This is a genomic window from Glycomyces sp. NPDC049804 (assembly GCF_040674615.1).
GTDB lineage: Bacteria > Actinomycetota > Actinomycetes > Mycobacteriales > Micromonosporaceae > Glycomyces > Glycomyces niveus.
On sequence record NZ_JBFAMQ010000003.1, the window covers coordinates 104268 to 129261 of the forward strand.

Genomic DNA, 24994 nt, shown 5'->3' on the forward strand with positions numbered 1-24994 from the left:
CTGTCGTGACCACTGCGCCAATTGACGGCTCGCAAGCATCGCCGAAGCGGCCCACCGACGTCCCGCCGAAGCGGCTCGTCGTCCTCGTCTCGGGCTCCGGCTCGAACCTCCAGGCCCTCATCGACGCCTGCGCCGACCCCGCCTACGGCGCCGTGATCGCCGCTGTGGGCGCCGACCGCGAAGGCACCTTCGGCGTCGAGCGCGCCGAGAAGGCCGGCATCCCCCACTTCGTCCACCGCGTCAAGGACTACGCGACCCGCGACGAATGGGACCGGGCGCTCACCGAGGACGTCGCCTCCTTCGAGCCCGACCTCGTCGTCTCCGCCGGGTTCCTCAAGCTCTGCGGCCCCCGCTTCCTCGAGGCGTTCCCCGGCCGCTACATCAACACCCACAACTCGCTGCTCCCGGCCTTCCCGGGCATGAACGGCCCCGGCGAGGCCCTCGCCGCCGGCGTGAAGCTCGCGGGCGCGACCCTGTTCATCTGCGACTCCGGCGTCGACACCGGCCCGATCATCGCCCAGTGCGCGGTCCCCGTCGAGGACGACGACACCGTCGAGACCCTCACCGAGCGCATCAAGGAAGCCGAACGCGCCCAACTGGTCGCGTCCGTCGGCCGCATGGTCCGGGACGGCTGGAAGGTCGAAGGCCGCCGCGTGCGGCTCGGCTAGCGCTCAGGACACGAACGCGTCGGCCACGGCCAGGGCCTCGTCGAGGACGGCCAGACCGGCCGCCGCGTCGGCATCGCTCGCATTGAGCGGCGGTGCGATGTGGACGCGGTTGCCGAGGACCAGCGTGAGCAGGCCCCGGTCGCGGCAGGCCTGCATGAAGGCCGCCATGGGCGCGTTCGCCTCCCCGGTGGCGCCCGGCGGCACGAGCGGCGTCTGCTCCTGCCGGTCGCGCACCAGCTCCAGCGTCCAGAGGGCGCCGATGCCGCGCACGTCGCCCACCGACGGGTGGCCGGCGGCGAGCCCGTCGAGCCCGGGCCCGAGGACCGCGGCGCCGAGGCGGGCCGCCGCGGCGACCGTGCCCTCGTCGTGCATCGCGCGGAGGGCGCCGACGGCGGCGGCGCACGCGAGCGGATGGCCGCTGTACGTCAGGCCCGCCGGGTAGGCGGCCTCGGTGAACGTCCGGTACACGAGGTCGCCGACGAGCACGCCGCCGAGCGGCACGTAACCGGAGTTCACGCCCTTCGCGAAGGTGAGCAGGTCCGGTGCCGTCCCGTCGTGGTCGACGGCGAACCAGGCGCCGGTGCGGCCGAAGCCGACGAGCACCTCGTCGGCGATGAACACGATGCCGTGGCGGCTGCACAGCTCGCGCACGCCCCGCAGGTACCCCGGCGGCGGCACGATCACGCCCGAACTCCCGGTCACCGGCTCCAAGACCAACGCCGCGATCGTGGACGGGCCTTCGAGCAGGATCACCTGCTCGAGATGGGCGAGCGCCCGATCGCGCTCCTCCTCCTCGGTGGCGGCGCCGAACGCCGAACGGTAGAGGAACGGCCCGAAGAAATGGACGACCCCGGCCGCTCCCGTGTCGGAGGCCCACCGGCGCGGGTCGCCGGTGAGATGGATGGAGGTCGTCGTCGAACCGTGGTAGGAGCGGTAGGCGGCGAGCACCTTGGGACGCTTGGTGTGCAGGCGGGCCATGCGGACCGCGTGCTCGACGGCCTCGGTCCCGCTCGTGGTGAACAGGACGTGCCCGAGCCCTGCCGGCGCGACGTCGACGACCATCTGCGCCGCTTCGCCGCGGATGTCGGAGGCGTGCGAGGGCGCCAGCGTGCAGAGCCGGTCGGCCTGCGCCTTGATGGCCGCGACGATGCGCGGGTGCTGGTGGCCGAGGTTGGCGAAGACCAGTTGCGAACTGAAGTCCAGGAAGCGCCGGCCGTCGGCGTCGACGACGTGGCTGCCGGAGCCGCCGACGAAGGTCGGCACGTTCCGCGGCCCTTGCCTGACCCAGGGGTGGAACACCAGCTCGTCGGGGTCCATGGCTTCCTCCACCGCCTTCGCCGTGCCGCTCGTCCGCGCTCATTGTGCCGCTCCCGCGGAGGCGGCGCAGCGCTTCGGCGTTCACGGCGGTCCGCGCGACGGGCACTGGGCGGGCGGGTCGGGCTCGGTTAGGGTTCCGGGCATGACCCCGCCCCTCGCCGTCAACTCGCTCGAAGCGAACACCCTCTACGTCGCCTTCGCGCTGCTGCCGTTCGCGTTCGCCGCCGCCTGGGCGCTCGCGGCCTGGCGCATCCGCCGCGGCCGCCCGCGCCGCGAGGCATGGCGGTACTCCCTCGCGGAGGTCGGCGCGGTCGTCGGCTCCGTGCCGCTGCTGTTCCTCGGCCTCACTTCCCGGGAGGGCGCGAACGCGCTCCAGCTCGTCCCGCTCGTGGACCTCGCCGACCTCGCCGGGGCCGGGCCGCGCCGCATCGTCGAGCAGCTGGCCGGGAACCTGTTCGTGTTCGCCGCCGCCGGCTTCTTCCTGCCGGTCCGGTTCACGCTCGGGCTCGGCGCGGTCGCCGCCGGCGCACTCCTCGCCGCCGCCACCCTCGAGGCCCTGCAGTTCTCGCTCCTCACCGGCCGGGTCGTCTCGGTCGACGACGCGCTCATGAACGCCGCCGGCGCGGTCCTGGCCGCGCTCGCCTCCCGGCCCTGGTGGCGACGCTCACGCGCGGTCGCCGGGCCCGAACCCGACCCGGCCGTGTTACGCTCGGCCGGTCGCGACTGGCGAGTGACGTCTTTCGAGGTTTCCCGTGGCACGGACCGGGCAGCTCGTTGTTGAGGGGGGACCTTCAGAAGACGTTCGCAGGTGGAGCACCACCAGGGAGCGGCACTGCTGAACCTGTTACTGCGGTCGAACGCCTGGGCCGCAGTCATTAGACCATCAGGAGCAGTGCATTCATGTCCGAGCGGAAGCGCATTCAGCGAGCCCTCATCTCTGTGTTCGACAAGACCGGCGTCGTCGAACTGGCCGCGGACCTCCACAAGGCAGGCGTATCGATCGTCTCCACGGGTTCGACCGCCGCTCGCCTCGCCGAGGCCGGCATCCCCGTCACCAAGGTCGAGGACCTCACCGGCTTCCCCGAGATCCTCGACGACCGCGTCAAGACCCTCCACCCGAAGGTCCACGCCGGCATGCTCGCCGACGTCCGCCGCGAATCCCACCGCCAGCAGCTCGACGAGCTCGGCATCGAGGCGTTCGACCTGTTCGTGGGCAACCTGTACCCGTTCCAGGACACCGTCGCCTCCGGCGCGGGCTTCGACGACATCGTCGAGAAGATCGACGTCGGCGGGCCGTCCATGACCCGCGGCGCCGCCAAGAACCACGCGAACGTCGCCGTCGTCGTCGACCCCGCCGACTACGACCTCGTGCGCACCGCCGCCGTCGAGGGCACCACCGCCGCCGAGCGTCTCCGCCTGGCCGCCAAGGCCTTCGCGCACCTCGCGACCTACGACGCGGCCGTCGCCACCTGGCTCGCCGAACAGTCGACCGACGCCGACCTGCCGGACTTCCAGGCCGTGCCCATGACCAAGCTCGCGGACCTCCGCTACGGCGAGAACCCGCACCAGGCGGCCGCCGTCTACGCCGCCCCCGGCGCGGCCGGGCTCGCGCAGGCCGAGCAGCTGCACGGCAAGGCGATGAGCTTCAACAACTACACCGACGCGGACGCCGCCTGGCGCGCCGCGCACGACTTCACCGCGCCGTGCGTCGCGATCATCAAGCACGCCAACCCGTGCGGCATCGCCGTCGGCGACTCCATCGCCGCCGCCCACCGCGCCGCCCACGAATGCGACCCGGTGAGCGCCTTCGGCGGCGTCATCGCCGCGAACGGCGAGGTCGACGCCGAGGCCGCCGCGCAGATCGCCGAGATCTTCACCGAGGTCGTCGTCGCGCCCTCGTTCACCGACGAGGCGATCGCGATCCTCTCGGCGAAGAAGAACATCCGGCTGCTGCGCGCCCCCGAGTGGGCCCCGGCCGACCTCGAGCTCAAGCCGATCTCCGGCGGCGTGCTCGCGCAGCGCCCCGACCGCATCGACGCCGCGGGCGACGACCCGGCCAACTGGACCCTCGCCACGGGCGACGCCGCCGACGAGGCGACCCTCGCCGACCTCGCCTTCGCTTGGCGCGCCGTGCGCTCGGTGAAGTCGAACGCGATCCTCCTCGCCTCGGGCGGGGCCTCGGTCGGTGTCGGCATGGGCCAGGTCAACCGCGTCGACTCCGCGAAGCTCGCGGTCGAGCGCGCGGGCGAGCGGGCCGCCGGCTCGGTCGCCTCCTCCGACGCGTTCTTCCCCTTCGCCGACGGTCTGCAGATCCTCATCGACGGCGGCGTCAAGGCCGTCGTCCAGCCGGGCGGATCGCTCCGCGACGAAGAGGTCATCGCCGCCGCCAAGGAAGCCGGCATCACGATGTACCTCACCGGGACTCGTCACTTCACGCACTGACGAAGGAAGTGCGTGAAGCGTGAGGCACGGTACGCACTTACGTAGGAAGTGCGTGAAGCATGAGGCACGGTACGCACTGACGAAGGAAGTGCGTGGCGCATGAAGCACAGCACGCACTACGGACACCGCCAGGTGACCTGAGACTCGTTGGCGGGCAAGGAATTTCCATGATTCCCTGCCCGCCTTCGGCATCTTCGCGGAGCCGTCTCGGCGTATTGGGTGCGAGAACCTTCGCACTACCGAAAGGTGTTCCCATGCGCAGAAGAGCGTTCGCCGCGGCCTCGACCGCCGCCGTCGCCGGGGTCGTCGGCGGTATCGCCGCCGCCTCCTCGGCTTCCGCCGACAACAGCCTCCCGGCCGCGCCGCCCAGCGCCCGCCCTGCTTCGGAAACGCCGGTCGTCGGCAACACGTACGGCCCCGGCGGCGAGGTCCACTACGACGTCGAACCCGCGACCCTCGTCCTGGGCGAGTTCAGCACCGGCGCCCAGCTCGAGTGGGTCCAGTGGGGACCCGATGTCGCCATCGCGACCGGCAGCCTCCGCGGCCTGTGGATCGAGAACGAGGAGGGCCGGTACGACGACGTCACGGTCACCCTCTTCAATGTCCAGAACGGCAGCTTCACCGAGTGGTGGGCGACCGGCCCGTTCGAGCAGCCCGAGCACCCCATGGACTTCACGCACGGGTACATCCCCGCGCGCGTCGGTTAGCGGAGACCGGGCCGGCCGCCGCTTCCGGCGGCCGGCCCTCGCGCTTACGAGGCCCAGGTGACGCAGGCGCTCGGGACGTAGCCCCAGTCGTCGCCCGCGTAGTTCACGTACGCCCACTGGCTCGTGGTCGCCCCGCACGCCGTGTACGACTGGCCGGGGACCAGGGCGCAGTCGGCGTCGTAGGTGCGGCCGGCGACGACCGAGCCGACCGTGCCGCCCGAGGTGCCGGGCTGCGCCCAGACCGCGCGGTGCTCGTCCGCGACCGCCGCGCAGATCGCGGCCGCCTCCGGCGCCGCGGCCTGGGCCGCTACCGCCGTGCCCGCGGTGAACGCCGTCGCCGCCGCGCAGGCCATGAGCGCCATCATCATTCGTTTCACGGTCCACTCCGTTTCTGTCGAGATGCGGGGATTGCCCGCACCAGGACGACGCTGGCAGAACCGCGCCCTCGTGTCGACGGTTGGACACCATTCGTCGGGTTTCCGACGCCCGGCGTTCCAGCTGAGAGAACTCACAGGTGGAGCGCCCGGTTGTGGTTGGGCATCCATGCGCGATTCACGATAGGTTGTTGTCATGATGCAGATGCTCTGTCCGAAATGTCAGAACCCGATGCACCAGTACGAGCGCAACGGCGTGGTCGTGGAGCAGTGCTCCGAATGCAAGGGCATTTTCCTCGACCGCGGCGAGCTCGAGCACCTGATGAAGTTCGAGCAGTCGTTCCACCAGGGTGCCGGTGCCCCGGTCGCCGCCGCGCCCGCGGGCCCCCCGCCGCGCGAGCCCCGCTACGACGAACGCCGCCATGACGACCGCCGCTACGACGACCGCCGTTACGACGACGACCGCCGCCGCGACCACCACTACGACGACCACCACCGCAAGGACGACTACTACTACAAGAAGAAGAAGCGCAAGAGCGTCTTCGAAGACCTCTTCGACTTCTAGGCGCCCAGACGCGAAGGACCGAACGGCGCAGCCGCTCGGTCCCTGTCGTCTGTCCGGAAGCGCTCAGCCGGTGAGCCGGTAGACCGCCCGCGGCGTCCACGGGATCGGCGCGCCCGTCAGCGTCTCGGAGGTCCAGTCGCCCGGGCTCGGGTGCGTGTACAGGGTGAACGAGTCCACCCGGAACCGCGCCTCGAAACCGGCCAGCGCCGCGAAGGCGCGGTCGAGCGCGGCGGTGCCCACGTTCTGCGCGATCGTCACGTGCGGGTGGTACGGGAAGTTCCGCTCGCGGCGGGCGGGGCCCTGCCGGATGGCGGACTCGAGCTGCTCGCAGACGGCGATGCCGTCGACGACGGCCACGAACACGACCTCGGTGACGGGCCGGAACGAGCCGGTGCCGCGCAGGTGCAGGTGGAACGCGGGGCAGGCCGCGGCGACGCTGTCGAGGTGCGCCCGGTACCCCTCGAGCGAGTCCGCGGGGATCTCGGTGGGGCCGAGCAGGGTCAGGTGCGCCGGGACGGCGCCGCCGAGGGGGTCGCCCGAGGCCATGCGGGCCTCGTCCAGGGCCTCGCCCCAGGGCGGGGGCACGGGGATCGCCACGCCGATGGTGACGCCTCGCGCCTTGGGGCCGTTCGGCACCACTAAAGGGCCACCGGCGGGTAGAAGCCGACCTTCTTGTACGCCTTGGCGAGGGTGCGGGCGGCGACGTGGCGGGCCTTCTCGGCGCCTGCGGTGAGGATGCGGTCGAGTTCGGCCTTGTCGGCGAGGTACTCCTTGGTGCGGGCGCCGATCGGGGCGAGCGCGTCGGCGACGACGTCGGCGAGGTCGCCCTTGAAGTCGCCGTAGCCCTTCCCGGCGTATTCGGCCTCGAGCTTCTCGACGGTGGTGTTGCCCAGTGCCGCGTAGATGTTGAGCAGGTTGGAGACGCCCGGTTTCGTCTCGGTGTTGTAGCGGACCTCGGCGTCGGAGTCGGTGACGGCGCTCTTGATCTTCTTGCGCACCTGGCCCGGCTCGTCGAGGAGGTAGACGCATCCGCGCGGGCTGGTCGAGGACTTCGACATCTTCTTCTCGGGCTCGGCGAGGTCCTTGATCGTCGCGGTCTCCTTGACGATGTGCGGCTCGGGCACGACGAACGTCTGCCCGTAGGTGCCGTTGAAGCGGATCGCGAGGTCGCGGGTGAGTTCGAGGTGCTGGCGCTGGTCTTCGCCGACGGGGACCTGGTCGGTCTGGTAGAGCAGGATGTCGGCGGCCTGGAGGATCGGGTAGGTGAAGAGCCCGACGGTTGTGCGTTCTTGTTTGGCCGACTTGTCCTTGAACTGGGTCATGCGGCTGGCCTCGCCGAAGCCGGTCTCGGCGCCGAGGATCCAGGCGAGCATCGGGTGCTCGGGGACCTGCGACTGGACGAACAGGGCGGACTTCTCGGGGTCGACGCCCAGGGCCAGGAGCTGCGCGGCGCTGACGCGGGAGCGCTGGTGCAATACCTTTGGGTCGTGATCGACGGTGATCGCATGGAGGTCGACGACGCAGTAGAACGCGTCCGAGGTCTCCTGGAGGGCCACCCACTGCCGCAGCGCGCCCAGGTAGTTCCCGATGTGGAAGGAGTCCGAGGTCGGTTGGATCCCGGAGAGGACGCGGGGTTTGCGGTCGGCAGTGGTCATGGACCGATTCTGACATCCGGGCGGAGACGGCGACCACCCGGTATTGCGGGGCCGCCGATCCTGATGTTTAATTGTGTTGGATCTTGAGCACTCTGCTCTCGAAACATGAGGAGGCGGCATGCTGGCGCAGCAGCGACAGAGCCGGATCGCCGAACGCGTTCACCGGACCGGCGCGGTCCGGGTGGCGGAGCTGGTCGAGGAGTTCGGCGTGTCCGACATGACCATCCGCCGCGACCTCGAGACCCTCGCCGACCGCGGCCTCGTCGCCAAGGTCCACGGCGGCGCGACCGCCGTCGACTTCGGCTCCACCACCGAACCCGGCTTCGCCGTCAAGCAGGTCCGCCAAGAGGCCGAGAAGCAGGCCATCGCCGACGCCGCCGCGACCCTCGTCGGCCCCGGCCAGGCCATCGCCCTCTCCGCCGGCACCACCACCTGGACCCTCGCCCACCGCCTCACCGACGTCCCCGACCTCACCGTCGTCACCAACTCGGTGCCCGTCGCCGACGTGTTCTACCGCGCCGGCCGCGCCGACCAGACCGTCATCCTCACCGGCGGCGTCCGCACCCCCTCCGACGCCCTCGTCGGCCCCTTCGCCGTCGCCTCCCTCGAGAAGGTCAACGTCGACACCGTCTTCCTCGGCGTCCACGGCATGTCGCTGCGCGCCGGGTTCACCACCCCCAACCTCCTCGAGGCCGAGACCGTCGCGACCCTCGCCTCGAAGGGCCGCCGCCTCGTGGTCGTCGCCGACCACACCAAGTTCGACGTCGTCGGCATCGCCACGATCGCGTCCCTCGACGACGCCGACGTCATCGTCACCGATTCCCTCCTCGACGAGGAGTCCCGGCGCCAGCTGCGCGAACACGTCGACCAGGTCGTGCTCGCACCGGTCCCGGCCGCACCCGGCCCCGGGAGACGCACCAACACCGAGAAGAGACCATGACACCCGCGTTCCACACGGAGTCCGGCAGCCTCGCCGACGGCCGCCAGATCCTCTACTACTCGACCGAGCCGGGCGCCGGCCGCGCCGCCTACGCCGACAAGCGCGACCTCGGCGGCCGCGTCAGCGCCGGCGAGCTCCGCTACGACGTGCTCCGCGACGAATGGGTGGCCGTCTCCGCCGGGCGCTCCGGGCGCCCGAACCTGCCCGTCGCCTGCCCGCTCTGCCCCAGCGAAGGCGACGAGCTCACCGAGATCCCCGCCCCCGACTACGAGGTCGCGGTCTTCGAGAACCGCTTCCCGTCCTTCGGCGGCTTCGACGAGCCCGGGCCGCTCGCGTCGACCGAGATCCCCGCGGGCCTCGAGACCGCGGTCCCCGCCTCGGGCCGGTGCGAGGTCGTCGTCTTCTCCGACGACCACGACTCCTCGCTCGTCGACCTCACCCCCGAGCGCGTCGCTCTCATCGTCCGGGCCCTCGCCCAGCGCACCGCCGAGCTCTCCGCCCGCGGCGACATCGCCCAGGTCTTCTGCTTCGAGAACCGCGGCGTCGAGATCGGCGTGACCCTGCACCACCCGCACGGCCAGATCTACGGCTACCCGTACGTCACCCCGCAGACCCGCAAGTACCTCGCCGCCGCGAAGCGGCACCGGGAGGCCACGGGCCGCGACCTCTTCGACGACATCATCGCGTCCGAGTCCGCGGGACCGCGCGTCATCGCCGAGAACGACCACTGGATCGCCTTCACCCCGTACGCCGCGCGCTGGCCCTTCGAGGTCCAGGTCTACCCCAAGGCCCGCTTCGCCGACCTGGCCGAGCTGCCCGAGGAGTACATCGAGGCGTTCGCGCCGCTCTACCTCGACCTGCTCAAGCGCTGCGACGCCGCCTACCCGGGCGAGCAGATGCCGTACATGGCCGGCTGGCACCAGGCCCCGGTCGGCGACGGCCGCGAGTTCGGGCGCCTGCGCCTGGAGCTCGTCTCGATCCGCCGCGGCCCGGGCCGCGTGAAGTTCCTGGCGTCCTCGGAGTCCGTCATGGGCGGATGGGTCCACGACCTGGGTCCGGAGACGTCAGCCGACATCCTCAAGGGAGCGTTGTGAAATACCTGGTCACCGGCGGCGCCGGCTACATCGGCTCGATCGTCGCCACGATGCTGCTCGAAGCGGGCCATGACGTGGTCGTGCTCGACAACTGCTCGACCGGCTCGGCCGAGCGCGTCCCGGACGGGGCGACCTTGGTGCGCAAGGACGTCAAGGACGCCGCCGAGGTCCTCGACCCCAGCTTCGACGGGGTCCTGCACTTCGCGGGCCTCATCGCCGCGGGCGAGTCGATGAGCAAGCCCGAGATCTACTGGGAGGCCAACACCACGGCCACGTTCGCGCTGCTCGACGCCATGCGCGAGGCGAACGTGAAGACCCTCGTGTTCTCCTCGACCGCCGCGGTCTACGGCAACCCGCTCGAGGTGCCCATCAAGGAGGACGCCGTCAAGGCCCCCACCTCCACGTACGGCGCGACGAAGCTCGCCAGCGACATGGCGATCGCCTCCGAGGTCACCGCGCACGGCCTCGCCGCGGTCTCCCTGCGCTACTTCAACGTCGTCGGCGCCTACGAGGACCGCTCGGGCGTGTGGCACGGCGAGAACCACGAGCCGGAGACGCACATCATCCCGATCGCGTTCGAGGCCGCCGCCGGCAAGCGCGAGTCGTTCGGCCTGTTCGGCGAGGACTACCCGACCCCGGACGGCACCTGCGTCCGCGACTACATCCACGTCGCCGACCTCGCCGACGCGCACCTGCTCGCCCTCCAGGCCGCCGAGGCCGGCGAGCACAAGATCTACAACCTGGGCAACGGCAACGGCTTCTCCAACAAGGAGGTCGTGGCCACCGTCAAGCGGATCACCGGGACCGACTTCCCGGTCCAGATCCACCCCCGCCGCCCGGGGGACCCGGCCGAACTCGTGGCCTCCTCGGAGCGCGCCAACATCGAACTCGGCTGGAAGCCCAGCCGCGACACCCTCGACCGCATGGTCGCCGACGCCTGGAAGTACTACCAGCATGCCCACTCCTGACTTCGCCCACCCGTCGCCCGCCACCACCCGAACTAGAATGGCTTCGCCATGCTGAATTCAGGCTGTCAAGAACTCGCCGAGACCGCCGCGGCGGCCTTCCGCGAGGTGTTCGGCGCCGAGCCCGAAGGCCTCTGGGCCGCGCCCGGCCGTGTGAACCTCATCGGCGAGCACACCGACTACAACGAGGGCTTCGTGATGCCCTTCGCGCTGCCGTTCTACGCGGTCGCCGCGGTCGCCAAGTCCGAGACCTGGGAGTTCCACTCCACGTACGGCGAGGGCGACACGGTCCGCGCCGACGCGCTCGGGACCTCGGCCGAGGACGGCGTCGCGGGCTGGGCGGGCTACCTCGCCGGGACCGCGTGGGCGCTCAACGAGGCGGGCTACCCGGTCGGGCCGGTGCGCGTGGCGATCCACTCGGACGTCCCGCACGGGGCGGGCCTGTCGTCGTCGGCCGCGCTCGAATGCGCGATCCTGATCGCGCTCGCGGACCTGCACGGCCACGAGATCGACCGGGGCGAGGCCGCGCGCATCGCGCAGAAGGCCGAGAACGAGTACGTCGGGGCGCCCACGGGCGTGCTCGACCAGTCGGCCTCGCTGCTGTGCACCGAGGGCAACGTCATGTTCATGGACTGCCGCGACCTCTCCCGCGAGCAGGTGCCGTTCGACCTCGCGTCCGAGGGCCTGCAGATGCTGGTCATCGACACGAACGCGCCGCACCGGCACGCCGACGGCGAGTACGCGTCGCGCCGCGCCGACTGCGAGGAGGCGGCCCGGCTGCTCGGCGTCCCGTTCCTGCGCGACGCGCCGAAGGACGCGCACCTGGACGACGACCGGCTCAACCGCCGCCTGCGGCACATCGTCACCGAGAACGAGCGCGTCCTCGACACGGTGAAGGTCCTCGAAGGCGGATCGGTGGCCGGGATCGGCGACCTGCTCACCGCCTCGCACGCGTCGATGCGCGACGACTACGAGATCTCCTGCGCCGAACTCGACTCCGCAGTGGACGCCGCGCTCGGCGCCGGCGCCCTCGGGGCGCGCATGACCGGCGGGGGGTTCGGCGGCAGCGCCATCGCGCTCGTCGAGACCGCCGCGGCGTCGAAGGTGGAGGCCGCCGTGATCGAGGCCGCCGCCGCGAAGGGCCTGCCGACTCCGCGCGTGTTCGTCGCCCGCGCCGCCGCAGGCGCCCACCGCGTGGCATAGAAGAGCATTGCAGTGGCGTGAAGCCACTGGTGTGACAGTGATCCGGGGACCGGTCGCGCGCAGGCGCGGCCGGTCCCTCGCTCTGGAATACTCCGCGGCATGGAACTCGTCCACTTGCTGCTCCGATACCTCCACCTGCTCGGCTTCGCCGCGGTCTTCGGCGGCTGGCTCGTCGCCCTGCTCTCGAAGCGGCTCAACTTCAACTCGGCGATGCTGTACGGCATCGCGACCCAGCTCGCCACCGGCATCGTCCTCGCCGGCCTGGCCAGCGCCGAACCCGACGCGAACCACGCCAAGATCGGCGTGAAGGCCGTGCTCGCCCTGCTCCTGGGCGTCATGATCGCGATCCCGGTGTGGAAGCGGCGCGAGAAGGTCGCGGCCGGGCACTTCTACGCGACCGGCGCGCTCATCGCGGTGACCGCGGGCGTCGCGGTCTTCTGGACCTAGCGGGCGCCCCGGCGGCGGGGCCGAAAGGGGCCGCTCGGTGGCCCTCCGCGGGCCGGGAAGCTGCAATCACGCCGTAGCTCGAGTGAAACACCAGTTCATCACTGGTCTCAGTCATAGGATGTTTCGGTAACGAAATCATCAAGGTCAGTGTCAAAGGCCATTGAGTGCGGCCATGATTATGCGGGTATCGACTTACCCCGTGGATTGTCAAAGGAGACCGAGATGGCTGTCAAGCCGTTCAAGATGGCCCTGGCGGGCTTCTCCGCCGTCGGCCTCGCCGCCCTCGCCGCTTGCGGTGAGGCCCCGTCCGAGAACGGCAGTGGCGACAACGCCGACGCGTCGTTCCTCGCGTGCATGGTCACCGACTCCGGTGGCGTGGACGACAAGTCGTTCAACGAGTCCTCCTGGGCCGGCATGGAAGCCGCCGCCGAGGAGAACAGCGACATCAAGGTCCAGGTCAAGGAGTCCAGCTCCGAGACCGACTACGACCCGAACCTGCAGGCCACGGTCGACGACGGCTGCAACTTCGTGGTCGGCGTCGGCGGTCTCATGACCGAGAACGTGAACACGGTCGCCTCCGCGAACCCGGATATCCCGTTCGCCACGGTCGACGGCTTCTCCGAGGTCCCGAACGTCTACTCGATCCAGTTCGACACCGCCCAGTCCGCGTTCCTCGCCGGCTACGTCGCGGCGTCGCAGACCAAGACGGGCAAGGTCGCCACCTGGGGCGGCGTCAACATCCCGCCGGTGACCATCTTCATGGACGGCTTCGCCGAGGGCATCGCCAAGCACAATGAGGACAAGGGCACCAACGTCGAGCTCCTCGGCTGGGACGAAGCGGCCCAGGACGGCACCTTCATCAACACCTTCGAAGACGCCGCCGCCGGCAAGAGCACCTCGGACACCTTCATCACGCAGGGCGCCGACATCCTCTTCCCGGTCGCCGGCCCCGCCGGCATCGGCGCGCTGACCGCCGCCGCCGAGAACGACGCGGTCTCCGCGATCTGGGTCGACACCGACGGCTTCGAGTCCACCGAGTACGGCGCCGAGATCATCACCTCGGCTGAGAAGGGCCTCGCCACCGCGGTGAAGGACTCCGTGCTCGCCGCCTACGACGCCGCCAACGGCGGGGACGCCATCTCCGGCGCCTACGTGGGCACGCTCGCGAACGACGGCGTCTCCATCGCCCCGTTCCACGACTTCGACTCCGCCGTCTCGGACGAGACCAAGGCCGAGCTGGACGCGCTGACGCAGCAGATCATCGACGGCACGCTCGTCGTCGAGTCGCCGTCCAGCCCCAAAGCTCAGTAACCGAGCGGAACGAAGTCAAAGGACACGCACTTGCGACTCGAACTGAAGGGCCTGACGAAGAAGTTCGGCTCGTTCACCGCCGACGACGACATCGACCTCGTGGTCGAGCCCGGCCAGATCCACGCCGTCCTCGGCGAGAACGGCGCGGGCAAGTCGACGCTCATGAACATGCTCTACGGGATCCTGACGCCCACCAGCGGCGAGATCCTGATCGACGGGGAGCCGGTCTCCTTCAACGGTCCCGGCGACGCGATCGCCGCCGGGATCGGGATGGTGCACCAGCACTTCAAGCTCGTCGGGCCCTTCAGCGTCGCTGACAACGTGCAGCTGGGCCGGGAGCACACCCAGGGTCTGGGGGTGCTCTCGGCCAAGGCCGCGCGCCGGGCCGTGCTCGACGTGTCCGAGGAGTACGGCCTCAAGCTCGACCCCGACGCGATCTGCGAGGACCTGCCCGTGGGCGTCCAGCAGCGCGTCGAGATCGTCAAGGCCCTGTCGGGGCCGAAGACGGAACTGCTCATCCTCGACGAGCCGACCGCGGTGCTCACGCCCGCGGAGATCACCGAGCTCCTGCAGATCATGCGGAACCTCGCGGACGCGGGCACGTCGATCCTGTTCATCTCCCACAAGCTCAAAGAGGTCCAGGCCGTCGCGGACACCGTCACGGTGATCCGCCGCGGCAAGGTCGTGGCCGAGCTCGAGCCGACCGCTTCGGAGGCCGAGATGGCCTCGGCGATGGTCGGGCGCGCCGTCACGCTCCGGGTCGACAAGACCCCGGCCGAGCCGGGCGAGGCGCGCCTGGAGGTCGAGGGCCTCACCGTGGTCTCGGACGCGGGCGTGAAGGTCCTCAACGGCCTCGACCTCACCGTCCGCTCCGGAGAGATCGTGGGCCTCGCGGGCGTCGAGGGCAACGGCCAGACCGAACTGGCCCGCTCGATCCTCGGCCTCGTCAAGCCCGACGCCGGGCGCATCGCGATCGACGGCGAGGACGTGCAGGGCGCGAGCCCGGCCGCCCGCATCGCCGCCGGCCTCGGCTACATCCCCGAGGACCGCGGCCGCGACGGCGTCGTCGCCGAGTTCTCGGTCGCCGAGAACATCGTGCTCAACCAGTACCGCGACGCCCCGTTCGCCAAGCGCGGCGCGGTGAACGCCGGCGCGGTGCGCAAGCGCGCCGCCGACTCCATCGCCGAGTTCGACATCCGCACCCAGTCCCCGGACGAGACCGTCTCGTCGCTCTCGGGCGGCAACGCGCAGAAGGTCATCATCGCCCGCGAGTTCTCCCGGCCCCGCCGGTTCCTCGTCGCGGCGCAGCCGACCCGCGGCGTCGACGTGGGCGCGAGCCAGTTCATCCACTCCCGGCTCGTCGCCGAGCGCGACACCGGCACCGGCGTGCTGCTCATCTCGTCCGAACTGGACGAGATCTACGCGCTCGCCGACCGCATCGCGGTGATCTACAACGGGCAGATCGTGGGCGAGGTCGCCCCCGACACGCCCCGCGAGGTGATCGGCCGCCTCATGGTGGGCGGCGGCGTCCGCGACGGCGCCGAAGCGGCGAGCCCCGATGGGCCGAGCGCTCCCGAGCCCCCCGCCGCCGACACCGAAGAGACCAGCAACGACGAGGACGCCAACGGAGGTGACCGATGAGCACGACGGATACCCAGGCCCCGGCCGCCGACCAGCCTGAGGCGGCGGAGGAGAAGCCGAACTTCATGCGGCTCTTCGGCCGCTACCTGACCGAGGCGAACTCGGTCATGGTCACCGTGTACTCCCTGCTCCTGGCGTTCCTCATCGGCGCGATCCTCCTCATCGTCTCCGACGAGTACGTGCGCTCCACCTACACGTACTTCTTCGCCCGCCCCCAGGACGCCCTCACCGCCTCCTGGTACCTCGTGCGCGACTCCTACATCGCGCTGTTCGAGGGCGCGATCCTCAACCTCAACATGCTCGACCGGTTCGCGGCGGGCAATGCCGAGTTCGGCGACCTGCTGCGGCCGCTGTCCGAGACGCTCACGTACGCGACCCCGCTGATCTTCACCGGCCTCGCCGTCGGCCTCGCGTTCCGCGCGGGCCTGTTCAACATCGGCGCCCAGGGCCAGATGATCTTCGGCATGCTCGGCGCGCTCATCATCGGCTTCAGCCTCAGCCTCCCGGCCGTGATCCACCTGCCGCTGGCGATCATCGCCGGCGCGATCGGGGGCGCCGCGTTCGGCGCCGTCCCGGGCCTGCTCAAGGCCACGACGGGCGCGCACGAGGTCATCTCCTCGATCATGCTGAACAACATCGCGGCGCTCTTCCTGGTGTGGGCCATCGGCACCGGCTTCCTCCACTCGGAGACGAAGACCGACCTCATCACCAAGCCCGTCGACGAGACCGCGGTCATGCCGAAGCTCCTCTCCGGACTGAGCGAGAGCCTCCGCGTGAACTGGGCGCTGCCGCTCGGCATCCTCGCGGCGGTCTTCACCTGGTGGCTGCTCTCCCGCTCCACCTTCGGGTTCCGCATCCGCGCCGTCGGCTTCAACGAGCACGCCTCCGCGACCGCCGGCATGCGCATCGGCTCGACCTACACGACCACGATGGCCGTCGCGGGCGGCCTCGCGGGCCTGGCCGGCGCGGCCCTGTCGCTCGGCGTCGGGTCCGCGGGCATCACCACGAACACGGCCCTCGAGTACGGGTTCGACGGCATCACGGTCGCGCTCCTCGGCCGCGCCAACCCCGGCGGCATCGTCGCGGCGGCGCTCCTGTTCGGCGCGCTCAAGGCCGGCGCCCTGTCGGCCCAGCCCGATGTGCCCGTTGACATCTCGACCCTGCTGCAGGCGATCATCGTGCTCTTCATCGCCGCTCCCGCACTGGTCAAGGCGATCCTGCACCTGCGCACGCCGCGCGGCGGCCTGGTCACCCTCGAAGCGAAAGGCTGGTGAGCCCCATGGCAGTGGACACCATGACCGCCTCCCCGGCCGTCGTCGACGAGAGCGTCCCGGTCAGGTTCGCCAAGCCCGGCGGCGTGCTCGCCGCGCTCGGCCTGCTTCTGGTCGTCATCGCGTTCGCGGTGGTCGGCGGGGACGACACGACCACGATCGCGTTCGACAGGACCCTCACCGACGTCGAGTGGGCGCTGCCCACCTCGATCACGGTGGCGCTCCTCGGCGCGGTCACGGCCGCGGGCGGCGCCTGGATGATCGTCGGGCTCCCCAAGCGCCGCTTCAAGCTCGTCGCGGGCGTGGCGGTCACCGCGTTCGTCCTCGGCCTGCTGTTCTGGGCGTACTCCCAGCCGGGCACCGTGTTCCGCGCGGAGTCGATCCTCGCCGGGGCGCTGTTCCTCTCGCTCCCTTACCTGTTCGGCGCGCTCTCGGGCGTCGTGTGCGAGCGCTCGGGCGTCATCAACATCGGCATCGAGGGCCAGTTCCTCATGGGCGCCTTCACCGGCGTCCTGGTCGCGAACATCACCGGGAACGTCTACGCCGGCATGGTCGGCGCGATGGCCGCGGGCCTCCTCTCGACCATGCTGCTCGCCCTGCTCGCCACGAAGTACCAGGTCAACCAGGTCGTCGTGGGCGTCATCCTCAACCTGCTGGCGCTCGGCTTCACCAGCTTCATGTACGACCAGCTGAAGAAGGCCGAAGGCCTCAACAGCGCGTTCTCGATCCCGGCGATCTCCTGGGGCCCGCTCGCGGACATCCCGGTGCTCGGCCCGGTCCTGTTCAACCAGAAGATCTTCGTCTACATCGGACTCGTGCTGGTGTTCGTGATCTGGTTCCTGCTCTACCGCACCCGCTGGGGCCTGCGCACCCGCGCGGTCGGCGAGCACCCGGCGGCCGCGGATTCCATGGGCGTCAACGTGAACCGCCTCCGCTACTGGAACGTCACCCTCGCCGGCCTCATCGCCGGTTTCGGCGGCGCCTGGTTCACCATCGCGAACTCGCTGGCGTTCAGCAAGAACATGACCGCCGGGCTCGGCTTCGTCGCGCTCGCGGTCATGATCGTGGGCCGCTGGAACCCGCTCGGCGTGCTCGCCGGCGCGCTCATCTTCGGCTTCACCACGCAGGTCGCCCGCGACCTGGACGCCTCGGGCGGCTCGATCGTGCCCGGCGAGTTCCTGCAGATGCTCCCGTACGCGGTCACGCTCGTGGTCGTCGCCGGGCTCATCGGCAAGGCCAAGGCGCCCGCCGCCGACGGCGTGCCGTACCACCCGGGGGACAAGTAGCCATGGCCGAGGTCGACTGGGACGCCTTGCGCGACAAGGCCCGCGAGGCGATGCGCCACGCGTACGCCCCGTACTCGAAGTACCCGGTCGGCGTCGCCGGCCTCGTCGACGACGGCCGGATCGTCTCCGGCTGCAACGTCGAGAACGCCTCCTACGGCCTGACCCTGTGTGCCGAGTGCGGCATGGTCTCCGAGCTCGCCGCCACCGGCGGCGGCCGCCTGGTGGCCGTCGCCTGCGTCGACGCCGCGGGCGAACCCCTCACCCCCTGCGGCCGGTGCCGCCAGCTCCTGTTCGAGCACGGCGGACCCGACTGCCTCGTGGACGACCGGCCCGCGCCGACCACCGTCGGGGCGCTGCTCCCCGGCGCGTTCGGCCCGGGCCACCTGTCCGCCGATTGAATCCGGACCCCGAGGCGGCCCGCCGGGCCGCCGTTCGGGCGCTCCACCATGGGAACTAGCGAGGGAAAGCCAATGATCACCGCTGTAGACGTCATCCGCACCAAACGGGACGGCGGCGAGCTCTCGACCGCCCAGATCGACTGGGTCATCGACGCCTACACCAAGGGCGTCGTCGCCGACGAGCAGATGTCCGCGCTCGCCATGGCGATCTTCCTCAACGGGGCGCGGCCGCGCGAGATCGCCGACTGGACGGCGGCGATGATCCGCTCGGGCATCACCCTCGACCTCTCGGCCGTGGGCAAGCCGTGCGTGGACAAGCACTCCACGGGCGGTGTGGGCGACAAGATCACCCTGCCCCTCGCGCCGCTCGTCGCGGTCTTCGACGTCGCCGTCCCGCAGCTCTCGGGCCGCGGCCTCGGCCACACCGGCGGCACGCTCGACAAGCTCGAGTCCATCCCCGGCTTCCAGGTCGACATGACCGAGGCGCAGGTGATCGAGCAGCTCAAGGACATCGGCGCGGTCATCTGCGCGGCCACCGGCGACCTCGCCCCGGCCGACAAGAAGCTGTACGCCCTCCGCGACATCACCTCCACTGTGGAGGCGATCCCGCTGATCGCCTCCTCGATCATGTGCAAGAAGATCGCCGAGGGCGCCGACGCGATCGTCCTCGACGTCAAGGTCGGCTCGGGCGCCTTCATGAAGGACTTCGCGCAGGCCCGCGAGCTCGCCGAGACCATGGTCCGCCTCGGCAAGGACCACGACGTCGACACGCGCGCGCTCCTCACCGACATGTCGATTCCCTTGGGCCGCACCGCGGGCAACGCCCTCGAGGTGCGCGAGTCGGTCGAGGTCCTGGCGGGCGGCGGCCCCGAGGACGTCGTCGAGCTCACGGTCGCCCTCGCCAAGGAGATGCTGGCGGCCGCGGGCAGGCCCGACGCCGACCCGGCCGCGGCGCTCAACGACGGGCGCGCCATGGACGCCTGGCGCAAGATGATCACCGCCCAGGGCGGCGAGGTCGACGCCCCGCTCCCGGTCGCGCGCGAGTTCGAGGAGATCAAGGCCGACGCCGACGGCTTCATCGCCGAGATGGACGCCTACGCGGTCGGCGTCGCCGCCTGGCGCCTCGGCGCGGGCCGCGAGCGCCAGGGGCAGCCGGTCCAGTTCGGGGCGGGCATCGAGATCCTCAAGACCGTCGGCGAACCGGTCAAGGCCGGCGAGACGGTCTTCCGCCTCCACACCGACACGCCCGAGCGCTTCGCCGCCGCCAAGGAGACCCTCGCCGGCGAGTGGGCGATCGGCGCCGAGCCCTCGAAGCGCGGCCCGATCATCCTCGACCGCGTCACCGCCTGACGTTCGCAAGGCCGACCCTGCTCCCGCAGGGTCGGCCTTTTTGCGCGCAAAGATCGCAATATAGATTAATTGGACAATTGCCGTAACTGCCTCGAACGCTCATCGTTGTTCACTGTGGAAGGTGCTTCCACGGATGAAAGGACAAAGAATGAACGTTTCGCGTTTCGTCGCCTCCGCTGTGGCTGGTGCCGCTGCCGCCGTCGCCATCGCCGCCCCCGCGCTCGCGGCCGCGCCGGTTGACGCTGAGCAGGCACTCGGCTCGATCACGCAGGACGCCGGCGCGATCCTGAACGCCACCACCTCGCAGGCCGGCCTCGAGTTCGGCCTCGACACCGAGGGCAACGGCATGGACGACGGCGAAGGCTCGAACTCCGCGGACGACTTCGGCAGCGCTTACGGCGACGCGGTCTTCCACGACAAGCAGTCGGCCCTGATCGCCTCCTACGGCGCCCCGCTCGTCCACGTCGACGCCCGCTGCGTCGACGCCATGGGCGGCATCGGCGGCTACGGCAACGGCGTGCTCGGCAACTCGGCCAAGTGCAACCTGGACGACGTCACCCAGGTCGACGACTCCAACGGCCTGCTCGGCTAAGCAGTCGCGACGGGCGCCAGCGCATGGGCCCGATGCAACAGAAGAGGGGGTCGGACCCGATCGGTCCGATCCCCTCTTTCCCCATGCCCGCGCGGACTGTCCGCCGACCCCGGTCCGCTACTCGCCCGACCGGCGCCGATGCAGCGCCTGGGCGACAGTGAGCAGGGCCTTGGTCCGGTGCGAGCCGGGTTCCATGGCGAGCGCCAGCCGCTCAGCCCGCGCGGGTGCCGACTCGCAGAACTCCTCCACCAGCGCCACCACGGTCCGCGTCTGCTCCGCTCGGTCGGTGATCTTCAAGGCGAACTGCTCGGCCCGCCGAGGATCGTTGGGAGCCATGGCGAGCGCGGCCTGCCTGAACTTCATGTCGTTGCCGCCCCCGTCTGCGGGGAGCGATGCCGCGACCCGCTCTGCCTGCCTTGGCGCGATCGCGGCCCACGCCACCATCACGTCGACCAGCAGCCCGATCTGGCGTTCCGCGCCCGCCGCTGCGAGATCCTCGGCTTGAGCGAGCAGTTTCGAGACTCGAATCGGTGCGGCCCCGACCTTGTTGTAGGTGTCAGCGATGTCGCAGAGCACTGGACCCCTGCGAACGGCGCTGTCGATCCTTGCGGCGGCCCGCTCGGCCAATGCGAGCAATTCCTCCGCCTGCACGGGATCATGCGCGGCCAGCGCCCGGCTCACGACGACCAAGGCGGTCGCCCTCGCATAGGCACAGCGCCCGCTCTCCGGAATCTGCCGGGCGAGGTCGGCGGCGTACGAGGGTTGGTCGCGCACGAGCCAGTGGATGATCGTCTCCAGGGTTTGAGCGCGGTGAAACGGGTCCTGGATGCCGAGCGCGAGCGCTTCCGCTTCCTGCGGATCGATTCGGGCCATAGCCGCGGCGGCCTGGTCGATGACCGACCGTTTGAGCATCGATTCCGGCAGCGGTGTCGCGAGCCGGATCGCCCGGGCCGGATCCACCCTGGCGATGCCGTCGTAGACATCGAACCTCCGGTGCTCGTCATCTTCGTCAGGGGCGAACTCGTCGAGGAGCGTTTCGATGCGGTCGGGGAAGGACGTCGCGAACACCCTGGCGACCCTCGATATCGCCATCGATTTGCGATACCCCTCGTTCGACAGTGACTTGAGCAGGTCGATCGCATGGCCGGGATCGATCGCGGCGAAGGCTTCCGCGAGTTCGGCAAGCGCCGCCGCCTGCTCGGATCCGTCGATGATCGACGGCACCAGGCGCTCGGCTGCGAGCGCGATCTCTCGCGCCGCGCCGGTATCGACGGCCGCAGCGTTCTTGGCGATCTGGACCAGGGTGCCGCGCATGCGGTCCTCGTCCGGGTCGAGGCGCAGCAGTCGACCAGCAGCTGAAGGGGCCTCGGCGAACATGCGGACGGCAGTCGTCCTGAGGTAGCCGAGCACCTCCTCGGGCACCCGGTCCACCGCCCGCTCAGCAACGGTCACCAAGTGGTCCGTCGCCAAGGGGTCCGGCGAAGACGCGGTCTGCATCTGTTCGAGCAGGGTGTAGAAGAACGCAGTCCAGTCCTCTTCGGTCTGGCAACGCCTTTCAGCGATTTCAAGGAGGCGGTGGCCGCTCGGGGGATCGGACTGCAGCATCGCCGCGGCACCCCGGATGATCCGCGTGATCGGGATGTCGGCGAAGGCGGATTCGGGCAGGAAGTGTCCTTGCCCGAGGAAATACCCGGTCGCGGCCTCGCGGTTCACCGGTGAGAGTCGCAGACCCGCGTCGGCCTTGAGTGCCGCCTTCAGCTCCGGGTCCTCTACAGCGACGATACGGCGCGCGAGATCCCCGAGCAGGTCTCCCCAGAGATCGTGGTGGCGTTCGCCAATGGATCGGGCGACCCGGACCAGGGCCGCGTTCGCGACTGCAGGCGGGCTGCGGGTCTCGTGATCGTCCGTGAGTCCGATCTCCAAGAGGCGCAGGATCATGTGCGTTCCTCGTTCGCCCTCGCCCTCCATGCTTGAAGCGATCGCATCGTCCAGAGCTTGTCGCGCGAGTGCGTGGTCAGATTCGGACAGCGCTGCGGCGATCGCAAGGTGCGCGCCAGTGCGTTCAGGCGTGCCTGGGACGAATGCCCCGGCGAATTCGAAGGCTTCGGCCGCATCATGCAGTGCCAGCCCGGACGCCAAGGCCTCGACCAGCGCTTGCTTCGTGCGGCCTTCGGCGACTCGTTTCAGAATCGCCTTCGGCCAGCGGGCGTCGAGTCCGACTGCTTCTCGGACGACCGTGGCCAAGGCGCCACTCGAGCCTGCGGTCCTGTCGAGCGAGTGCGCGGAGACGGCCGCTTCGTTGAGCAGTCTCCAGAGGTGGGTCCGGGGTTCGGGAAGGGCCAGCCCGGGAGACCGGGCCTGCGCCACGTCCTCGTCGGCGGACTGGAGCGGTCCGCCGGAGTCCTGCTGCGCTGCAGCCTGTTCTCCTTCCTCCCTGGGCAGGTCGGGGACCGATGGCTGAGGAGCTGCCTCGGGCGGGGCCGGGGAGTGCCTGCGGGCGAGCGCGATGGCGCCTTCGCCGTCGAAATAGAACTGGGGACGCGAGTTGCCGACCGGGCTCAGTTCGGCCTCGAGATAGTCGTAGAGGTCCTGGGCGGTCAGCGGGCCTTCCGCCTGGGCGAAGCGGAGGCCGGTCACCAGGGCGCTCGTGAACGGGCTGGTGCCGCCCGGACCCGGCGTGTCCAGGGCCAGTTCGTTCGCGCTGGCGCTGGTGATGACGCACCTGCCCTTGCCGCTGGCCTTGACCTTCAACTCGCCGCCGCGGAAGGCGCCGCTGTGGCAGCAGTCGAGGACGGTCACCGCCGAGGAGGCGGGAGACTCTTTGACGAGCGCTTCGATGTCCTCTTTGTACTTCAAAGCCGTGACCGGCAGCGAGCCGACCCGCGTATCGCCGGCGCAAAGGTGCAGGCGCCCCTGAAGATCCAGTTTGCCGTGGCCGCTGTAGTAGAGGAGCAGGACATCGTCGCGCGTCGCCTCTTCGATGAAGAAGCGGTACAGCTCCTCGCGGAGGCTCTGCACGTTCCTGTCGATGAGGGGTTCGATGTCCTCAGGGGCGAACAAGCCGGACTGCGGATCGGCGAGGGCCTCGCAGAGGGCGTCCACGTCGGCGCGCGGCCCGTGGAGTCGGGGAAGCCCCTGAGGGTCGCGGCGGAAGACGGCGTTGCCGATGAGAAGGGCGCGGTACCGGCGGTCGCTCATCAGCGGCCCTCGATCATCCGGCCGATCGATTCGCTGAGCGCGGTGAGGGACTGCTGGTCGAGGTTCTCACCGGTGAGGGTGAAGCGGCGCTCCTTGCCGTCCTCGTCGGTCCAGGTCGCGGTGATGGAGCGGGTCTTGTCGCGGCCGAGCCAGGCGCGCAGGATCTCGACGGCCGCGACCAGGGCGCCCGAGGTGCCGAGCGCCAGGACGACGTCGACGAAACCGCCCTTCGTGCCGGGGGCGGGCACGGATCGTGTTGCGACAGCGCCGGTCTCGCGCCGCAGGTCGGTGTGGAGGGCGGCGACCTGGTTGCGCCAATCGGGATGGTCGGGGTCGTACTTGGCGGTCTGCGCGGCGATCGCGACTTCGACGGTCGAGGACATGGCCACCTCTCAGGCGAGTGTCGCTCAATGATATTTGCCGGCCGCTCAGCGTGGCGGCCCGCAAGCGGACCCCGCGACCATGAGTGAAGATTTGTTTCACTGGAGGACTTCTCAACGAAAGATTTCTCCGATATGGTTCCGTTACACGACAGATGTCGCGTCGATCACCCCTCGGTGCGAAGCTCCTGGAAGGGACCCAATCGATGACCTCCCAACCGTCCGAAACACCCGACACCCACTCCCGCCGCTGGCTGCTGCGCCGCGCCGTCATGGCCGCCGGCGGCATCGGCGCCGCCACCGTTCCCGCCGTGTTCATGGCAGGGACCGCCGAGGCCGCCGCGACGGTCGACATGGAGCTCGTGCTCGTCGCGGCGATGGTCGACCCGCCGAAGTCCGGCACCGGCACCACGCTCACCGCCGGACCGCACGTCAAAGTCGTCGAACAGGCCCTCGACGCCAAGAACTTCCTCGCGGCGAGCTCAGTGGACGGCCACTACGGCACCACGACCGTCAGCGCCTACTCCGCGTGGCAGAAGTCCTTGGGCTACACCGGACTCGACGCCAACGGCATCCCCGGCCCGACCTCGCTCACCCGTCTCGGATCCGAGACCGGCCTGTACACCGTGACCCGGCAGATCAACGTCGGGTCGAGCACTGACTCCTATGGCGGCCGCCGCGTCAACACCCGCACCAAGAACATGCTCGCCGCCGCGGACGCGAAGCTCTCGTGGAGCATCGTGCTCTCGCAGGGGTCCTACACGACCGGGAACCCGGACTCGGCCGGGACGCACGACGGCGGCGGCGTCGTCGACATCGGCGTCAGCTCGATGTCGACCACGCAGCGCTGGCAGACGGTCAAGGCGCTGCGCGACGTGGGGTTCGCGGCGTGGCTGCGGACGCCGGAGCAGGGGTTCACGTACCACATCCACGCGAATGCGGTGGGCGACACGGACATGTCGAGCCCGGCGCAGCGGCAGGTGCACGACTACTTCTACGGCAAGAACGGGCTCGCGAGCCACGCGGCGGACAACACGCCGGCCGCGTACCAGGGGTCGTTCACGTGGTGGGAGCAGTACAAGCGGAGCCTGTAGACGGCGGCCGCCGACCGCCGATGGAGCCGAGCCGACCGGTCCCAGCCCCCGTGGGCCGGTCGGCTCTTCACTGCGCGCGGGGCGGCGGATGGCGTG

Annotated in this window: 24 protein-coding genes; 18 read left to right on the forward strand and 6 right to left on the reverse strand. The window is 70.3% G+C overall.

Going from position 1 to position 24994, the window contains the following annotated elements; all coding sequences use genetic code 11:
- Window positions 1–20: 20 nt before the first annotated feature.
- Window positions 21–668, forward strand: a complete 648-nt coding sequence (purN, locus tag AB0K52_RS05190; protein ID WP_363527204.1) for a phosphoribosylglycinamide formyltransferase — start codon at window positions 21–23, stop codon at window positions 666–668.
- 3 nt (window positions 669–671) lie between these two features.
- Here the strand turns inward: purN and AB0K52_RS05195 are convergent, their stop codons facing one another.
- Window positions 672–1985, reverse strand: a complete 1314-nt coding sequence (locus tag AB0K52_RS05195) for an aminotransferase class III-fold pyridoxal phosphate-dependent enzyme (protein WP_363526383.1) — start codon at window positions 1983–1985, stop codon at window positions 672–674.
- A 142-nt stretch (window positions 1986–2127) separates the two neighbouring features.
- On the opposite strand from AB0K52_RS05195, the gene AB0K52_RS05200 reads away from it, so the two are divergent.
- The 3 genes from AB0K52_RS05200 to AB0K52_RS05210 all read left to right on the forward strand — a co-directional run bounded on the left by AB0K52_RS05200 (window position 2128) and on the right by AB0K52_RS05210 (window position 5134).
- Complete coding sequence (locus AB0K52_RS05200) at window positions 2128–2766, forward strand: VanZ family protein (RefSeq protein ID WP_363526386.1); 639 nt, start codon at window positions 2128–2130, stop codon at window positions 2764–2766.
- A gap of 119 nt (window positions 2767–2885) precedes the next feature.
- Window positions 2886–4427, forward strand: a complete 1542-nt coding sequence (gene purH / locus AB0K52_RS05205; RefSeq protein WP_363526389.1) for a bifunctional phosphoribosylaminoimidazolecarboxamide formyltransferase/IMP cyclohydrolase — start codon at window positions 2886–2888, stop codon at window positions 4425–4427.
- A gap of 254 nt (window positions 4428–4681) precedes the next feature.
- The gene (locus AB0K52_RS05210; protein WP_363526392.1) at window positions 4682–5134 is read left to right on the forward strand and encodes a hypothetical protein; all 453 of its coding nucleotides are present in this window, start codon (window positions 4682–4684) and stop codon (window positions 5132–5134) included.
- Between the two features lie 44 nt (window positions 5135–5178).
- Here AB0K52_RS05210 and AB0K52_RS05215 read toward each other — a convergent pair whose 3' ends face one another.
- A complete protein-coding gene (locus AB0K52_RS05215; RefSeq protein WP_363526395.1) occupies window positions 5179–5511 on the reverse strand; it encodes a hypothetical protein in 333 nt (110 codons plus the stop codon).
- 193 nt (window positions 5512–5704) lie between these two features.
- On the opposite strand from AB0K52_RS05215, the gene AB0K52_RS05220 reads away from it, so the two are divergent.
- Window positions 5705–6073 (forward strand): zf-TFIIB domain-containing protein, encoded by a 369-nt coding sequence (locus AB0K52_RS05220; RefSeq protein WP_363526398.1) that lies wholly within the window; start codon window positions 5705–5707, stop codon window positions 6071–6073.
- 63 nt (window positions 6074–6136) lie between these two features.
- Here the strand turns inward: AB0K52_RS05220 and AB0K52_RS05225 are convergent, their stop codons facing one another.
- Both AB0K52_RS05225 and trpS read right to left on the reverse strand, forming a co-directional pair.
- On the reverse strand, window positions 6137–6709 hold the full coding sequence (locus AB0K52_RS05225) for a 2'-5' RNA ligase family protein (protein WP_363526400.1): 573 nt from the start codon (window positions 6707–6709) through the stop codon (window positions 6137–6139).
- Between the two features lie 2 nt (window positions 6710–6711).
- The gene (trpS, locus tag AB0K52_RS05230) at window positions 6712–7728 is read right to left on the reverse strand and encodes a tryptophan--tRNA ligase (protein ID WP_363526403.1); all 1017 of its coding nucleotides are present in this window, start codon (window positions 7726–7728) and stop codon (window positions 6712–6714) included.
- Between the two features lie 118 nt (window positions 7729–7846).
- Here trpS and AB0K52_RS05235 point away from each other — a divergent pair, with 118 nt between their 5' ends.
- The 12 genes from AB0K52_RS05235 to AB0K52_RS05290 all read left to right on the forward strand — a co-directional run bounded on the left by AB0K52_RS05235 (window position 7847) and on the right by AB0K52_RS05290 (window position 20226).
- Complete coding sequence (locus AB0K52_RS05235; protein WP_208498811.1) at window positions 7847–8668, forward strand: DeoR/GlpR family DNA-binding transcription regulator; 822 nt, start codon at window positions 7847–7849, stop codon at window positions 8666–8668.
- Window positions 8665–9762: a galactose-1-phosphate uridylyltransferase gene (gene galT, locus AB0K52_RS05240; RefSeq protein WP_363526406.1), complete on the forward strand. Its 1098-nt coding sequence runs from the start codon at window positions 8665–8667 to the stop codon at window positions 9760–9762. Before AB0K52_RS05235 ends, galT begins: the two co-directional genes overlap by 4 nt.
- The gene (gene galE / locus AB0K52_RS05245) at window positions 9759–10730 is read left to right on the forward strand and encodes a UDP-glucose 4-epimerase GalE (protein WP_363526408.1); all 972 of its coding nucleotides are present in this window, start codon (window positions 9759–9761) and stop codon (window positions 10728–10730) included. Before galT ends, galE begins: the two co-directional genes overlap by 4 nt.
- 48 nt (window positions 10731–10778) lie before the next feature.
- Entirely contained in the window at window positions 10779–11930 is a 1152-nt protein-coding gene (gene galK / locus AB0K52_RS05250) for a galactokinase (protein ID WP_363526410.1), read from the forward strand.
- A gap of 99 nt (window positions 11931–12029) precedes the next feature.
- Window positions 12030–12377, forward strand: coding sequence for a hypothetical protein (locus tag AB0K52_RS05255; RefSeq protein WP_363526412.1), 348 nt, complete (start codon window positions 12030–12032; stop codon window positions 12375–12377).
- A gap of 243 nt (window positions 12378–12620) precedes the next feature.
- Window positions 12621–13688: a BMP family ABC transporter substrate-binding protein gene (locus tag AB0K52_RS05260; protein ID WP_363527207.1), complete on the forward strand. Its 1068-nt coding sequence runs from the start codon at window positions 12621–12623 to the stop codon at window positions 13686–13688.
- Between the two features lie 30 nt (window positions 13689–13718).
- Entirely contained in the window at window positions 13719–15329 is a 1611-nt protein-coding gene (locus AB0K52_RS05265) for an ABC transporter ATP-binding protein (RefSeq protein WP_363526415.1), read from the forward strand.
- Window positions 15326–16603 carry an ABC transporter permease gene (locus tag AB0K52_RS05270; RefSeq protein ID WP_363526418.1) on the forward strand — a complete coding sequence of 426 codons (1278 nt, stop codon included), beginning with the start codon at window positions 15326–15328 and terminating at the stop codon, window positions 16601–16603. The genes AB0K52_RS05265 and AB0K52_RS05270 overlap by 4 nt, the downstream gene beginning before the upstream one ends.
- Before the next feature lie 5 nt (window positions 16604–16608).
- A complete protein-coding gene (locus AB0K52_RS05275) occupies window positions 16609–17886 on the forward strand; it encodes an ABC transporter permease (protein ID WP_363526421.1) in 1278 nt (425 codons plus the stop codon).
- Window positions 17887–17888: 2 nt separating this feature from the next.
- Window positions 17889–18284 carry a cytidine deaminase gene (locus AB0K52_RS05280; protein ID WP_363526424.1) on the forward strand — a complete coding sequence of 132 codons (396 nt, stop codon included), beginning with the start codon at window positions 17889–17891 and terminating at the stop codon, window positions 18282–18284.
- A 72-nt stretch (window positions 18285–18356) separates the two neighbouring features.
- Entirely contained in the window at window positions 18357–19634 is a 1278-nt protein-coding gene (locus AB0K52_RS05285; protein ID WP_363526427.1) for a thymidine phosphorylase, read from the forward strand.
- A 148-nt stretch (window positions 19635–19782) separates the two neighbouring features.
- Window positions 19783–20226, forward strand: coding sequence for a hypothetical protein (locus tag AB0K52_RS05290; RefSeq protein ID WP_363526430.1), 444 nt, complete (start codon window positions 19783–19785; stop codon window positions 20224–20226).
- A 117-nt stretch (window positions 20227–20343) separates the two neighbouring features.
- On the opposite strand, the gene AB0K52_RS05295 is transcribed toward AB0K52_RS05290, so the two are convergent.
- Together AB0K52_RS05295 and AB0K52_RS05300 are read right to left on the reverse strand one after the other, a co-directional pair.
- A complete protein-coding gene (locus tag AB0K52_RS05295; protein ID WP_363526433.1) occupies window positions 20344–23424 on the reverse strand; it encodes a caspase family protein in 3081 nt (1026 codons plus the stop codon).
- Window positions 23424–23807 (reverse strand): hypothetical protein, encoded by a 384-nt coding sequence (locus AB0K52_RS05300; protein WP_363526435.1) that lies wholly within the window; start codon window positions 23805–23807, stop codon window positions 23424–23426. The genes AB0K52_RS05295 and AB0K52_RS05300 overlap by 1 nt, the downstream gene beginning before the upstream one ends.
- 203 nt (window positions 23808–24010) lie before the next feature.
- Here AB0K52_RS05300 and AB0K52_RS05305 point away from each other — a divergent pair, with 203 nt between their 5' ends.
- Window positions 24011–24898, forward strand: coding sequence for a peptidoglycan-binding protein (locus AB0K52_RS05305; protein ID WP_363526437.1), 888 nt, complete (start codon window positions 24011–24013; stop codon window positions 24896–24898).
- The last annotated feature ends 96 nt before the right edge of the window (window positions 24899–24994 follow it).